The organism is Deltaproteobacteria bacterium IMCC39524, assembly GCA_029667085.1.
In the GTDB taxonomy this organism is placed as follows: Bacteria; Desulfobacterota; Desulfuromonadia; order Desulfuromonadales; family BM103; genus M0040.
This window is the reverse complement of record JARUHJ010000001.1, coordinates 372,065-386,313: the sequence shown is the minus strand read 5'-3', so window position 1 is coordinate 386,313 and position 14,249 is coordinate 372,065. Positions and strand designations below refer to the sequence as shown.

The following is a 14,249-nucleotide window of genomic DNA, read 5'->3' as shown; positions in this document are numbered from 1 at the left end:
TAACCTCTTCACACTCTCCGTATCGCCTCTCCTTAATTGCTATTCAAAAAGGCTCTCAAGTTCTTTCTGGTCTTTATCGGACTCTTTCATCGACGGCTCATCGTGCTTGTGATCAGCAGGTGCTGGAGGTTCAGGATTGAGCATCTTCTGGATCGCTTCGCGCAGTTTACTCTCTGAGTCGAGCATAAACTGGGCGCTGACAACAACGTTTTCACCTTCAAGCAACCCCTGCACGATTTCAATGTCACCCTCTTCACTCAGCAGGCCCGTCTTGACCAGGCGCGGCTCGAACTTGCCCTCACCGAGAGCGACAAAGACCGTCTTCCTCTCGCCAGAATGCAGAACGGCTTCAACGGGAACAGTCAGTGCATTTTCAACAGGTTCAGTATCGAGGCGAACATTGACATACATGTCGGGCTTCAAGGTGAATTCAGGATTGTCGATGTCGAAACGCGCCTTGACCGTGCGGGTTTTCGGTTCAACAAAGGGGTAGATATAGCTGACTTCACTCTCGATCGGATCACTGCCGACATAAGGAAGAATGATTTGCGCTTTCTGACCGACCTTAACCCATGGCATTTCATATTCATAGATATCAGCATAAATCCAGACTTTCGAAATGTCGGATATCATCAGAAGCTCCATGCCGCTCTTGACATACTGCCCTTCCCTGACCATTTTCATATTAACGATGCCGTCATAAGGAGCGTAGAGAGTCAGGGTTTTGGCAACCTCTCCGCTCTTCTCAAGGCGTGTAATCTGACGGTCACTGATGTCCCACAGCTTCAAACGACGCCGGGAAGAATCAAGCAGTCGCTTAGCGCCATCGGCGATCGACGGAAAAGGTGATTTTGCCAGAGAATGACTGTTGTTGCGGGCCAGGAGGAATTCTTCCTGTGCACTGACCAACACCGGGCTATAGATCTCCAACAAAGGCGAACCTCTTTTAACGAACTGTCCGGTTTGATTGACATAAAGCCGTTCAACCCAACCATCGACTTTACTGTTAACTGAAAATTGCTTCGGTTCTTCATAGCCGACCAAACCGACCGTACGCACGGTACGGCTCAATTTTTTACGCGTGACAGTCGTCATGCGCACACCCATATTCTGTGAGGTGACAGGGTCAATAGAGATGATTGACCCCGTAGCAGACTCGTCTTCATAAACCGGAACCAAGTCCATACCCATCGGTGACTGGCCAGGTTCATCACGAATAAAAGTCGGATCCATCGGCGCCACCCAATACTTGATCTTGCGCTCCCCGGCAGGTATTGATGATTCTGAGCCGGCCGATTTCAAAGGCGTTAAATCCATATTGCAGATGGGGCACAGGCCGGGCTCATCCGTAATAACCATAGGGTGCATACCGCAGGTGTACTGCTGTGCTGCCTCGACTGAAGCTGGCGTCGCAAGGTTGGCAACAGCACCAAGGCTGCCGTTGCCCGGACCAGTCGAAACCAGACTCAGGGCAAGACCGGTAATGACCATGACCAAGGCGACGATTAAAATTGAAGTCTTTTTTATCCTCATGTTGTCCTCGTGCTCCAGTGTGTGAAGCTTATTTGTTCAAGTCAGATGAGCTCTCTTGTGCGCGCGACAGAGGTTGACCGATAAGCGGTAAGGTCGTCTCTGCTTCCAGCCAGGCCAGACTCCGCATATATTCCGTGCTGACGCGATAATATTCCATTTCTGCCTGATAGGTCGTCATCAAGGCGCCAAGCAAACTAACAAAAGGCACCTTGCCAACCTGGTAAGAGCTCAAGGCTGACTGCAAACTCTGGCTGGTCTGGGGAATAATCCCTTCACTATAGAGTTTGGTCTGTTGTTGTGTTTCTTCCATGCGGCTGTAGGCCGTGCGGATTTTTTCCTCAACACTATTCTGGAAAGACTCGGCCTGTTTTTCGGCCATCCTCAAACCTGCAAGTGCTTCAGCTTTCTCGGCGCGTCTTTTTTCACGGTAAACAGGCAGAGTCACGCTGATCCCGGCGCTGACAAAGTCGGTGCCTCCATCAGGCAAGTCGTCATCACGGAAGCGCCAGCTTGTCCAAAGAGTCATGTCGGGGTAATCGTTGAGTTTAGCCAGTTTGCCCTGCTGCCGATAGCGCTTGAGCAAAGACTGGTAAGCTGTCGTCATAGGGCGATTTTCTACACCAGCGACCTGCAAGGCATCAAGGCTGACGTCAGCGTCTACCAATTCGAGCTCTTCCGGGACGTCAAAAGTGCTGTCAGAAGGTCTGTTTAGAAGACTGTTCAGCTCAGATTGGACTGCTATCTGCTGCTGACGTAAAGACATCAACCGCTCCATAAGTTGGGATCTTTGTACCTGTGCCTTGAGAACATCCTGCTGTAAACCGGAACCTGTCTCATAGCGAACTTCGGTCAAACGAATAATATCATCGACCAGGGCCAAATTGCGCTCAGTGACGGCTATGATACGGCCTTTAAGGTAGAGGCGGTACCAGGCGTCCTTGACCATGCGTGCAATCTGAAAATGCTGATCGCGATAAACAGACTCGAACCAGTTGGCTTGTTCATTGGCAATGGCAGAGCGACCGTCCAGCTTGCCGGGAAAGGGAAAAGCCTGTGCCAACTTCACTTCGTTGCCGGTCATTGGTGCAGTATCACTAGATAAGTCGTCATGTGGATAGTTGGAAAATGCAAAAGAAAGAACCGGATCCATCAGGCTTCCTACCTGGGGAGCTTTGTGTGAGGCTTGCTGCCAACGCGCTTTTGCTGCAGCCAGGTCAGGATTATGAGTCAAAGCCTCCAGAACCAACTGATCAAGAGTTGCCGCATGTAAAGAGCTGAGCGACAAAAAAAGTCCGACAAAGAATGCCAAGTTAGCCAAAACGCTCTTAACCAATATTCTTTTACGAAGCATAAATAATCCCTTAATAAAAAAGTTCTTATAAAAATAATTCATATTGCGTGCCACATCGCTAAGTATCCAATACTGCGACTCGTTTGCAATATGCGAGTAAATCAACACAAGAAAAAGGTAGAATATTCTACAGTCAGATGGGGATTATTCGACTCTATGGAAAGTTAGGATAAAACGAATTTGCAGCCAGTTCATGGGGACCCTGAAAGGCTTCTAGAAGTTACTGTGGGGGTGTTACAGGGACATCGTAAGAGTCGTCGCCAATCTTAAAAACAACCTTGTCCGAGCGAATTTCCAGCACGACGGCAGAATCAACAAAGGTACCGATCATCACCGGCAGGTCATTAACGACAGCCATGCTGTTGGCAGGATCATCCTGGTAGAAAACCTCTGTGACTTTGAGTGACGCACCAACGGGTAAGGGGCGAGCTTTGACTGGTAACGACTCAGGCTTTGAAGCACTGGTGGAGGTCATACTCTCTTTCGGTGCCTCTTTCACAACCTTTGGAGCTTTGGCTTTGGCTTGTGCTTCAAACGCAATCGGAGGCTCTAAGGTTTTTATCGGTTCAGGCGTGTTGAAAAACGCAGGCACCGGCTCCGCAGGCAATATGATTTCTGGAACCTTGCTGGTTTCTACAACTATCTCAGGGGTTTTCTCTCGTACAACAGGCGCAGGAGAAGCTGATAGGGGCGTCACCGGGCTCTTCTCTTCAAGGACGATGACAGGTTGCTCTGCCTGGTTACTTCCAACCACAAGCACCTGGGCATCTGCTTGTAGTTGTCGTTGAGGTTGTGACGCTACTTCAGTAAAACTTGATGAAGACCAAAGAAAAAAGAACCCGACACATACAGAGCCAAGCGCAACTCCGGCAATTAAAGGCAGTAAAGGTCTTGGTTTAGGCTCAGCCAGACCCTGGTCCATCCTCAGGTCCGGTGCAGCATGACTGGCAACCCGTTTTTCTTCTTCTATTTTCCGTAGTGCTTTAAGGATGGAACTCATCAGTTTTATTTCTCACAAACCTCAAGAAAGACGGGGCATCTTGTAGGAGCCGGCTGCCTGGTAAAGAAGAATCAAGGTGCGTGGCCCAACCAATCCATCAACAATCAATCCATTCTGACGCTGGAAACCTTTGACGCATTTAATACTGGAAGGGTCAAAACGGCCACTGCTTGAGACTCCCGAGCAACCTGTCAGTCCAAGCAAATATTGCAACCTGCGAACATTTTCGCCCTTTGCACCGGGAACGGCCACATAGCCTATCGAGGCAAAATCAATCCAGGGGACCAATGCCATCTGCAGTCCAAGATTGTTCAGCTCTGAGGTACTTAAAGTCTCACGTCCCTGGTAAGCAGGTGCAATTGACCACAATCCCACAGACGTCTGGCCAAGGACAGCAAGATAACCACCGCCTCTCTCTTCTGGTAACGGCACAAGCAGAGGGACGTTGAACTTACTCAGCGTTTCGAAATCACCGGCGAGGCGAGCAATTCGAAAGCCGCGAAGGCTGAATTGCTGATCAAAATCAAACCCCTCTGAGGAAATGCCACTCGCTAGAGGAGAGATATCCCAAAGTGCGAGTAGAGCATTACAGGAGGCGATCAAACTATCGGGGTGAGATTGAAGTGAAGCTTCCTGGGCTTCGGAGATTTCCGGCCCTGGCTCGGCATTTTGTGCGGCTTTCTGATCAATGAGCAGAGCAGACTCGGCCTTTTGAGCCGTATTCTTTTCAAGGATCGGAGCGGGTTCGGCTTGCACAAGAGCTTCTTCAGAATTGATGACGTAAGAAGAAACCTGAAGAAAGCCAACCAACATAACCAGCATGGCCGCAGCAGCAAAAGCGATGACCTTCCACGGCATCTCAAAGTTACTTTGAGCCCCCTCCCCCATTCCGGCCAGTTCTTTAACGGCCTGATTAACATCACGGGCAGAAATGATGCCGCGCTCTTCGGAATAGGCAGTCAGCAGAGAACGATCACAGATCAGATTCACCCGTCGGGGGATACCGCCAGAGCATGCAAAGACCTTCTTCAACGCTGCGGCAGAAAACAGGCTGCCATCAGGACGACCTGCAATATTGAGACGATGCAAGATATACGAAGCCGTCTCTTCACGATTGAGTGGACGCAGTTGGTAACGCACGGCGATGCGCTGATTCAACTGGCGCAGGCTGTGATCGCTCAGATGGTGGCGGAGTTCAGGCTGTCCAACAAGGATGACCTGGATCAGCTTGTCATCCTCAGTCTCGAGATTCGAAAGCAGGCGGATCTGCTCCAACACCTCTCCTGAAAGGTTCTGCGCTTCATCAATGACCAGGATTGGAGTCCGGCCAGCTTCATTCTCTGCAAGGAGGAATGCATTCAGAGCGTGGATCAGGTCAGGGTTACTGGCGCCATCATCATCGACACCGAATTCGCGGTTGATGTTGCGCAAGAGCTCAAAAGCCGTCAATTTAGGATTGAATATGAAAGCAACCCGATATTTACTTTCGTCCAGATGTGAAAGCAGAGTCCGCAGGATGGTGGTTTTTCCGGTCCCAACCTCACCGGTCACCTCTACGAAGCCGGCTCGACTTTCGATACCATAAATCAGGTGAGCGTAAACCTCATTGTGGGTTTTGCTCAGGAATAGAAAGCGAGGATTCGGGGTTAGAGCAAAAGGTTTTTCTTTTAAAGAAAAAAATGATTCGTACATGGATCGGCCATCCCCCGAAAAAAGTCATTTAACACAAGAGCTTAAAAAGCTATTTATTTCCACAAATTGCATAATTTTGCAAGTTTTTACTCAACAATTCCACTCGCAAATTTTGACGGGTGTAACCATAAAAACCATCGCCAGTATGTTATTCTATCCTAACAATCAGTCCCTTTTGGATTTATAAATTTCCGTCCGCTTAAAAAATAGCGATCGTTGTTTTACTAGACGCGATCCAAGGCAAGCGATGAAGGACTGGAGACACTACACAGAAACCTCACGCATAGCCTATTTCTCCATGGAAATAGGCTTGATGACAGAGATTCCAACCTACAGCGGTGGCCTGGGAGTTCTCGCAGGAGATACCATCAGGAGCGCAGCAGATCTGAAATTACCGTTCGTGGCAGTGACCTTGATCAGCCGCAAAGGGTACTTTCTGCAAACCTTCACTGACGACGGCTGGCAACAGGAAAGCGCCGTTGACTGGAGACCTGAGGATTTACTTGAACTGTTGCCTGTCAAAACCTTGGTAACAATAGAAGATCGAGATGTCAAGGTTCAGGCCTGGCTGTACCGAGTCAAAAGCCCTACAGGCGGTGAAGTGCCTGTCCTCTTTCTCGACACAGATATCCAGGGGAACCAGCCTGAGGACCGGGAGATCACCGACTATCTCTATGGTGGCGATAAAGCTTATCGACTGAAACAGGAGATCGTTCTCGGCATCGGCGGCGCTAGGCTGCTGCAGGTCCTCGGCTTCCGGGTCCGCAAATACCATCTGAACGAAGGGCACGCCAGCTTGCTTACATTGGTGTTACTCAACCACCCTCACCTTACCGTTGAAGGTTCTTTGGAAGAAGACTATTTACAACACATCCGAAGCGTTCAGGAAAATTGTGTTTTCACCACCCACACACCCGTCGAGTCAGGACATGATCGCTTTTCCTATGACTTGGTCTCTCAGGTCATGGGGGATGTTGTCCCTATTGACCTCCTGAAAAAGCTCGGTGGCGAACACGAGTTCAACATGACGCTCCTGGCCTTAAACCTGTCACATTTCGTTAATGGGGTCGCCAAAAAGCATGGTGAGGTTTCTCAAACCATGTTCCCCGGCTTTGAAATCCACTCGATCACCAACGGTATTCACCCTTTCACATGGGCCTCTCCATACTTGATACACCTTTATGACAAGTACCTGCCCGGCTGGGCAAACGAACCGGAGTTGCTGGTCAGGGTCGACCTTATCCCTGATGATGAGATTCAAGACGCCCATGCCGGAGCCAAGGCCTACCTCTTTCAATGGATCGAAGAGACCACAGGAGCAAAACTGGACCTTGATGTTCTCACGATTGGCTTTGCTCGCAGGGCAACCGCTTACAAACGCGCCAACATGATCTTTACCGATCGGGACCGACTCCTCAAAATTGGCGAGGGCAAACTGCAGCTGGTTTTCGGTGGAAAGGCCCACCCGAAGGACGATTATGGCAAACAGATGATTCAGGAGATCTGCCAGCAGGCAGAGTTTTTCGGAGATAAACTCAAGATTGTTTATCTGCCGAATTACAACATGGACGTCGCAAGCCGTTTGATACCGGGCGTTGATCTCTGGCTGAACAACCCGTTACGGCCACTTGAGGCCTCTGGCACCAGTGGCATGAAAGCAGCGTTAAACGGTGTGCCCAACTTCAGCGTTCTTGATGGATGGTGGATTGAAGGGCATATTGAAGGCGTCACAGGGTGGTCTATCGGACCGCCACCAACGGAAACAAGTACAGAAGTCAACCATTCTGACGAAGACGTTCAGGATCTCTACAAAAAGCTCGAGGAGACGATTATTCCGCTCTACTACAATAATCGTCAAGAATGGACCAAGGTCCTGAAAAATGCGATTGGCAAGAATGCGTATTATTTCAACACGCACGCTATGATGAGACGTTATGTCACGGAGGCGTACCTTCGGTAGCGACGGAGGGCAATCACGAAACGCGTTAAAACCCCGTAACCCTTTCGTCTTTTCACACCAGAAAGGCGGTCAATCACCGTGCGCTATTCATTCTCCAAGTTCTGTGGAACGCGCTGGCCCGTTGGCATCAGCACTGAATCAGGAAGCATTCCGTGCGCCTTAAAATACTCTAGCCGTTTACAGTTCTCCTGAAAAGACCCGCAACAATAGAGACTTACAAAGTCATCCCAGTGTGGCTTGACTTGGGCCACATAGCGCAGGACAAACTCACAGTTGTTCAGATGTTGGCATTCTTGCATAATTATTGACCTCGATTTTCGCGTAATTCAATAAACCATATATGCAAAATAGCAATTTTCATTCCAACCGTTCTTTTGTGGCCACAACCTCCTCAATAGCTTTAACAACAAGCGGTTGAATACCCTTTACAACGACGCGAACACCTTCTGCGTTAGGATGTATGCCGTCAGCCTGGTTCAGTCCGGGATCAGTTGCGACGCCGTCTAGAAAAAATGGATAAAAATAAAGATCGTGACGCTCAGCAAGATCGGGATAGATCTGATCAAACTCGAGAGTATAGTCAAGACCCAGGTTCCTGGGAGCCCGCATACCGGCAAGGACGATGCGACAGCTGGCTTTCTTGAGGCGGGCGAGGATTTGATCAAGGTTGTCGTAGGTTTGTGTTGGGTCAAGACCACGTAAGGCATCGTTTGCACCTAGCTCAACGAGTACGACCTGAGGATTGACTGCCAGGGCCCACTCAAGTCTGGCAAGACCGCCAGCTGAGGTATCGCCCGAGACTCCGGCGTTGATGACAGTTACGGGATATCCTGAAGTCGCCAGACTATTTTCAAGCTGCCGCGGAAAAGATTCATCTCGCGCAAGGCCATAGCCAGCGGTCAGGCTATCGCCGAGAACCAGGATAACGACACTATTTGTAGCCGTAGAGTTGGCAAATGACGATGATACTGTCAAAATGGTGAACAAAACCAACTTGAGCAAAAAGGATAAATGCATGTCAGAGCCCCTGGTTAATATCGTGGATCTTCATCTCAGTCTAGTCGGCGGTGCCGGAGAGGTCAACATCCTGCGCGGAGTCAACCTTAGCATAACCAAAGGCGAAACCGTGAGCGTGCTCGGCCCTTCTGGAGCGGGCAAGACAACCCTGCTAATGGCGCTTTCAGGTCTGGAGAAACCGACCTCAGGGCAGGTTCAGGTCGCAGGAGTTGACCTGACCACCATCGGTGAAGACGGCCTGGCGAGGTTCCGCCGCGAGCATGTCGGCATTGTTTTCCAGTCATTTCATCTCATTCCCACCATGACGGCTCTAGAGAATGTTTCCTTGCCCCTAGAATTTTCCGGCTGCAAGAATCCTGAAGAACAAGCAGAAGAAGCACTGACAAAGACTGGCCTGAGCGACAGAATCGATCATTATCCCGGCGAACTCTCCGGCGGAGAACAGCAACGCGTTGCTCTGGCCCGGGCCTTTGTTGTTAAACCCGCCCTCCTCCTTGCTGATGAGCCCACCGGCAATCTCGATCGCGAAACCGGACAGATTGTCATGAACCTCCTTTTTGACCTGCAACAAGAGCATGGCACAACTCTGGTTCTGGTCACCCACGACGAGATTCTTGCCTCACGTTGCGAGCGGTCCGTGAGAATGATCGACGGCTGTCTACGTGAAGAGAATGGGGCTGACTCTTGAACTCAACGAGCACCATAACCCAGGCCATCCGCCTGGTCCGTCGAGAACTCCGTGGTGGATTGCGCGGCTTTGGCGTCTTCCTGACCTGCCTTTTCCTTGGGGTTTTTGCAATCAGCGCAATCGGTTCTTTTACTGAGTCAGCCAAAGCGGGCCTGCTGGCAGACGCCAGCGCCCTTTTGGGAGGCGACCTGGAAATCCGTTTGGCTCATCGCGAACTTCCGACCGAGGGGATCAGTTTTCTTACAGATCAGGGCCAGCTTTCGCATGTAGCCACCATGAGGACCATGGTCGTCGACATACATAACGACAAGCGTGTCCTTGCAGAGTTGAAAGCGGTCGACTCCGACTATCCTCTCTACGGCAAGATCACGAGCACCCCACAACTGAACATTCATCATGAACTCGACAGTCGTGATGAGTTTGGGGCCTTGGTAGAAGCGCCTATGCTCTCCCGCCTGGACAAGAAGATTGGTGACAAGGTCAAAGTCGGCAACGCGGTTTTTAAAATAAAGGGGATCATCACAACAGAGCCGGACCGCACAGTGCGCGCTTTCAACCTTGGCCCACGCTTCATGATCAGCCTCGAGGGACTCGAAGCTACAGGCCTGATCCAACCCGGCAGCCTGATTTATCACGCATACCGGCTGCGGTTGCCGAACCGTGAAACAGTTGACCAATTAAAAGTTGAGATGCAGGACCGCTTTCCTGAAGCGGGCTGGCGTGTTCGAAGCTGGCGCGAGGCAGCACCCCGGGTGACCTTTTTTCTCGACCGCATGAATTTGAACATGACCCTGATCGGGCTTTGCTCACTGCTGGTTGGCGGTCTCGGTGTCTCCGGTGCGGTTCGCGGCTACCTGGATGGCAAAATCACACATATTGCAACAATGAAATGCCTGGGGGCTCCGGGCAAGTTGATCTTTACTGCCTACTTGCTGCAAATTCTTTTCCTGGGGCTCCTTGGTTCAACAGCCGGCCTCGCTGCCGGCGCTACCCTTCCCTATGTTTTGAAACAACTTATCGGCACTCATCTACCCGTCCCCGTGGCCCCTGGCATTCATTGGCAAGTGTTGGTCGTAGCGGCACTATTCGGTCTTCTGATCGCATTGATTTTCTCTTTAAAATCTTTAGGTCTGGCCAGGCTGGTCTCACCCTCAGTGTTGTTTCGAGGATACAGCGAGTCCAGCAATCGCAACCCCGGAACAGTTGTTAAAGTGTCAATCATCATCTCGTCAATGATACTGGCCGCATTGGCTATCCTGACCAGCAGTGATCAAAGACTGGCCTTCTGGTTTATCTCCGGGGCGAGCCTCTGCTTCGTCATTTTCCGCTTCGCCTCAACAACTGTTGTTAAACTGACGCACCTGATCCCCAAGCCAACAAATCCCTCTCTGCGGCTCGGACTGGGCAACATCCACCGGCGCGGCTCACCGGCAGGAAGTGCGCTATTTTCATTGGGCCTCGGCTTAACCGCCCTGGTCACCGTCACGCTGGTCCAAGCCAACCTCGACGACAAGATCAATGAAACGGTTCCCAATGAAGCCCCCTCCTTCTTCTTCCTGGACCTGCAGTCACACCAGGTTGAGAGCTTCGAAGAGACAGCTCGCAACCTGCCTGGGCTCACCAAGTTTGAACGTTATCCGACTTTGCGCGGGCGCATAACAGCTATTGCGGGCAAGCCGGTGACAATGGCAAAAGTTGCCAAGGAAGTACGCTGGGCCGTTCGTGGCGACAGGTTCTTAAGTTACGCAAAGGAGAAGGCACCGGACATAAAGGTCGTTGCCGGAGAGTGGTGGCCAAGTGACTATGCGGGAGAACCCCTGGTCTCCATTACGGCGGATCTCGCGAAAGGGTTTGGGGTCGGCATAGGCGACACGCTGACGATCAATGTTCTGGGCCGAGATGTTACAGCCAGGATAAGCAGCTTAAGAGAAGTCGACTGGTCGACACTCGACTTGAATTTCGCATTGCTCTTCTCGCCCGGAGTCCTGGAAAACGCACCACAGACAAACATCGCCTCGATTCATGTTCCAGCAGAGCATGAAGAAGCCGCCTTCGCCGAAGTTACTAAACAATTCCCGAATGTCTCTGCCATCAGCACCCGCGAGCTCCTTAAAAACGTATCTCAAACACTCGAACGTATCGGCACGGCCTTTCGCAGCATGGCAGGTCTTGCAGTGTTAATAGGATTCCTGGTTCTGGCTGGAGCTGTTTCGGCAGACCAGCACCGGCGTATTCACGATGCCGTTATTTTCAAGGTCTGCGGGGCCACCCGCTTTGATATTCTGGGCGCATTTGCAGCGGAGTTTCTGTTTCTTGGCTTAATTGCCGGCGGCATCAGCGCGATCGTCGGCAGCCTGGCGGCCATGGGGATCCTGGAAGGCTTGATGAAGATCTCTTTTACCCTGCATCCGGGAACAATTATCACGACAATTTTGACCGGAGTTGCCCTAACAGTATTTTTGGGGCTGGTTGGAACCTGGAGAGCCCTGGGGCATAAGCCAGCGACTTACTTACGCGGTGAATAATGCAGTGCAATTGGCAACGAACTCTAAACTCAGGCCTTGCTCTGTATCGATAGAGTCTCCCTCAAAGGACTTATAAATCGTTCCAGGATGACGCCACGTACAAGACAGTTTTTCATCCTTTCGATACCGCCTCTCAGTGGAATTCACCTGCCGTGACCTGCATGGATGTATTCTACGCTGGGCAGATGAAGTGAGACATTTTTATACTTGCCATCGAGCGTTTTGCACACTAGAGTTAATATATTCCAATCAAAGACCTGTGGCTTTTTTACAAACCGTCAACTTGACAAAGGAGGACCTCTAAATGAAACGCCATCTTACGAAAAGCCTGATCTTTATTGTCTTGACTGTTTTTTTGACCGGTTGCTGCTGTGGTGGGGGCAAGGAGACGGTCGTTGTCACCCCTGAAGCGGCCACACCCGAAGGCGGTGGTGGTGCGACTGCCGGACAACAGCTTCAGGATCTCAAGGCCGCCGAGGAACAAGGGGCTATCAGTGAAGAGGAATTTCAAGAAAGTAAAGAGAAGATTCTCAAGGCCCAATAAACTTGCTAACAGTCTTACAGAATTGCGTCATGCCTGGTTTGAATAAAACTTCAGACACCACGCACAAACGAAACCCGGCCAGTTTTTGTGTGGGGTTTCTTTTTGCCTGGATCTTTCTGAGCATGACCAACCCGGCACAAGGTTTGGAAACCAATGGCATGAAGGCACCAAAGAGTGATCTGGTCTCGTCATCTCCGGCCTCTGTTGCCGTAACAGAAGCATCAACGCTACGATCGGCACTACTGGGCAGCGTGCATTTTTTCCAGAAATGGATTTCACCTATTGATGGGCCTCGCTGCAGCTTCTCACCAACATGTTCACAATTCGGTTATGAGGCAGTGGATGACCAAGGCCCTTTCCTCGGTATCGTCATGACGGCCGATCGTCTGATGCGTTGTAACCACTGGACTGAACCGGGCACGGATTACGTTCGGCTCCCGAATGGGGCCCTGTATGACCCCGTCGCCAAAAACCTGCTGGGCACATTATGAGCAAATTGACTGCACCCATAATCGTCCTCTTCGGGTTTCTTCTGGTCTGCCACCCCACCACTTCGAGTGCAGCACAGAGCATTGTGCTGACTGATGATATCCAGATGGCCCTGGGACAGGCCTTCATGGCAGAAGAGGATTACTACCGCGCAATCACCGAATACAAAAAGCTGATCTTCCTCTTCCCGGATTCGGAGCATCTGCCTGGAGCCCTCTACCAGATTGGTTTAGCCTATTACAATGGCAAAGATTACGAGTCGGCGGTAAAAAGCTTTGCCAAGGTTCGACAAACCTACGCAGCAAGCTATTTCAGCAGCGCAGCTTTGCATGAGGGATTGAGTTACGAGAAACTCGGCAGGCATGACGCCGCGACCCTGGCTTATGAACGTTCCCGGATGTTTAATGCAAGCCATCCGGACGCAGCCAATGCTCATTTAGGCATCGTCCTGAACGCTGCAGAACATGATGACATTGCCAAAGTACGGTCTGAGCTGAACGATTTCCAGGTCACCTATCCAGAGAAAGTCAGCGTGCCTGTAACCCAGGAGCTATTCAGCCTGATCGATGCGTACGAAGCACAGCCCAAGAAATCCCCGGGGCTGGCCGGGACGATGTCTGCCATCATCCCGGGCAGTGGCCAAGTCTACGCGAATCATTACAAAGACGGCCTGATGGCTTTCGCGGTAAATGGTTTATTTATAGCTGCCACTATTGCCGCAATTGATAATAAAAACTACGCTCTGGCCGGAATCGTAGGTGGCATTGGCGTGCCCTTTTATGTCGGCAACATCTACGGTGCTGCAAATGCTGCACAAAAATGGAACCTTTCCCTCTCTCGCAAATTACGTAACGATCTGTCTGTGACTCTGAATTATCACTTTTGAGAAGAATGTTCGCTTTTTTCATAGGCAGATTTGAGCCCCAGACTCCCGCTTGTACTCCTTAGGTTGCAGTCCTACCCCCTGCCAAGCTTTATAGATTGAGTAATAGCCGTAGCTATGGGTCGAAAAGGAACTGAGATAGGGACCAAACAGATGAATTTGCAGCCAGCTTATTGATTGTCCGACAGGCTGCCGGGCTTCAGGCTTTTTTAACAAACTCCGACTTCAATTTCATAGCGCCGATACCATCGATTTTACAATCGATGTCGTGATCGCCATCGACCAAGCGGATATTCTTGGCTTTCGCCCCGACCTTAACAACCAGCGAAGAGCCCTTGACCTTGAGATCCTTGATCACGGTTACGGTATCACCATCCTGCAGGATATTACCGTTCGCATCCTTAATAACCCTGGCGGCATCAGCACTCTCTTCACCGGCAATCATACTCCATTCGTGAGCACACTCAGGGCAAACAAACATCTCCCTGTCTTCGTAAGTATACTCTGACCCACATTCAGGACATTTTGGCAATTCACTCATATTGTCTTTTCTCTTTCAGCGCTTAG

The 14,249-nt window shown here is 50.7% G+C and carries 12 protein-coding genes; 6 read left to right on the top strand and 6 right to left on the bottom strand.

Going from position 1 to position 14,249, the window contains the following annotated elements; genetic code table 11:
- Nucleotides 1-39 precede the first annotated feature (39 nt).
- The 4 genes from P9J64_01745 to P9J64_01730 all read right to left on the bottom strand — a co-directional run bounded on the left by P9J64_01745 (nt 40) and on the right by P9J64_01730 (nt 5,576).
- On the bottom strand, nt 40-1,533 hold the full coding sequence (locus tag P9J64_01745) for an efflux RND transporter periplasmic adaptor subunit (GenBank protein ID MDG5467042.1): 1,494 nt from the start codon (nt 1,531-1,533) through the stop codon (nt 40-42).
- A gap of 28 nt (nt 1,534-1,561) precedes the next feature.
- A complete protein-coding gene (locus P9J64_01740; protein ID MDG5467041.1) occupies nt 1,562-2,884 on the bottom strand; it encodes a TolC family protein in 1,323 nt (440 codons plus the stop codon).
- 220 nt (nt 2,885-3,104) lie between these two features.
- Nucleotides 3,105-3,884, bottom strand: coding sequence for a hypothetical protein (locus P9J64_01735; GenBank protein MDG5467040.1), 780 nt, complete (start codon nt 3,882-3,884; stop codon nt 3,105-3,107).
- Between the two features lie 21 nt (nt 3,885-3,905).
- Complete coding sequence (locus P9J64_01730; protein ID MDG5467039.1) at nt 3,906-5,576, bottom strand: AAA family ATPase; 1,671 nt, start codon at nt 5,574-5,576, stop codon at nt 3,906-3,908.
- Nucleotides 5,577-5,823: 247 nt separating this feature from the next.
- Between P9J64_01730 and glgP the strand changes: the two genes are divergently transcribed.
- Nucleotides 5,824-7,536, top strand: coding sequence for an alpha-glucan family phosphorylase (gene glgP / locus P9J64_01725; protein MDG5467038.1), 1,713 nt, complete (start codon nt 5,824-5,826; stop codon nt 7,534-7,536).
- 357 nt (nt 7,537-7,893) lie between these two features.
- On the opposite strand, the gene P9J64_01720 is transcribed toward glgP, so the two are convergent.
- Nucleotides 7,894-8,553: an arylesterase gene (locus P9J64_01720; protein MDG5467037.1), complete on the bottom strand. Its 660-nt coding sequence runs from the start codon at nt 8,551-8,553 to the stop codon at nt 7,894-7,896.
- Here P9J64_01720 and P9J64_01715 point away from each other — a divergent pair.
- The 5 genes from P9J64_01715 to P9J64_01695 all read left to right on the top strand — a co-directional run bounded on the left by P9J64_01715 (nt 8,552) and on the right by P9J64_01695 (nt 13,685).
- Entirely contained in the window at nt 8,552-9,241 is a 690-nt protein-coding gene (locus tag P9J64_01715; protein ID MDG5467036.1) for an ABC transporter ATP-binding protein, read from the top strand. The two genes, P9J64_01720 and P9J64_01715, sit on opposite strands and share 2 nt — an antisense overlap.
- On the top strand, nt 9,238-11,766 hold the full coding sequence (locus P9J64_01710; GenBank protein ID MDG5467035.1) for an ABC transporter permease: 2,529 nt from the start codon (nt 9,238-9,240) through the stop codon (nt 11,764-11,766). Before P9J64_01715 ends, P9J64_01710 begins: the two co-directional genes overlap by 4 nt.
- 304 nt (nt 11,767-12,070) lie before the next feature.
- A complete protein-coding gene (locus P9J64_01705) occupies nt 12,071-12,310 on the top strand; it encodes an SHOCT domain-containing protein (protein MDG5467034.1) in 240 nt (79 codons plus the stop codon).
- 29 nt (nt 12,311-12,339) lie between these two features.
- A complete protein-coding gene (gene yidD / locus P9J64_01700) occupies nt 12,340-12,801 on the top strand; it encodes a membrane protein insertion efficiency factor YidD (GenBank protein ID MDG5467033.1) in 462 nt (153 codons plus the stop codon).
- Entirely contained in the window at nt 12,798-13,685 is an 888-nt protein-coding gene (locus P9J64_01695; protein ID MDG5467032.1) for a tetratricopeptide repeat protein, read from the top strand. Before yidD ends, P9J64_01695 begins: the two co-directional genes overlap by 4 nt.
- A gap of 196 nt (nt 13,686-13,881) precedes the next feature.
- On the opposite strand, the gene P9J64_01690 is transcribed toward P9J64_01695, so the two are convergent.
- On the bottom strand, nt 13,882-14,223 hold the full coding sequence (locus tag P9J64_01690; protein ID MDG5467031.1) for a zinc ribbon domain-containing protein YjdM: 342 nt from the start codon (nt 14,221-14,223) through the stop codon (nt 13,882-13,884).
- Nucleotides 14,224-14,249 lie beyond the last annotated feature (26 nt).

Coding starts and splice junctions, on each gene's coding strand:
- P9J64_01745 (MDG5467042.1), bottom strand. CDS start 1,533: ATGAGGATAAAAAAGACTTCAATTTTAATCGTCGCCTTGGTCATGGTC.
- P9J64_01740 (MDG5467041.1), bottom strand. CDS start 2,884: ATGCTTCGTAAAAGAATATTGGTTAAGAGCGTTTTGGCTAACTTGGCA.
- P9J64_01735 (MDG5467040.1), bottom strand. CDS start 3,884: ATGAGTTCCATCCTTAAAGCACTACGGAAAATAGAAGAAGAAAAACGG.
- P9J64_01730 (MDG5467039.1), bottom strand. CDS start 5,576: ATGTACGAATCATTTTTTTCTTTAAAAGAAAAACCTTTTGCTCTAACC.
- glgP (MDG5467038.1), top strand. CDS start 5,824: ATGAAGGACTGGAGACACTACACAGAAACCTCACGCATAGCCTATTTC.
- P9J64_01715 (MDG5467036.1), top strand. CDS start 8,552: ATGTCAGAGCCCCTGGTTAATATCGTGGATCTTCATCTCAGTCTAGTC.
- P9J64_01720 (MDG5467037.1), bottom strand. CDS start 8,553: ATGCATTTATCCTTTTTGCTCAAGTTGGTTTTGTTCACCATTTTGACA.
- P9J64_01705 (MDG5467034.1), top strand. CDS start 12,071: ATGAAACGCCATCTTACGAAAAGCCTGATCTTTATTGTCTTGACTGTT.
- yidD (MDG5467033.1), top strand. CDS start 12,340: ATGCCTGGTTTGAATAAAACTTCAGACACCACGCACAAACGAAACCCG.
- P9J64_01695 (MDG5467032.1), top strand. CDS start 12,798: ATGAGCAAATTGACTGCACCCATAATCGTCCTCTTCGGGTTTCTTCTG.
- P9J64_01690 (MDG5467031.1), bottom strand. CDS start 14,223: ATGAGTGAATTGCCAAAATGTCCTGAATGTGGGTCAGAGTATACTTAC.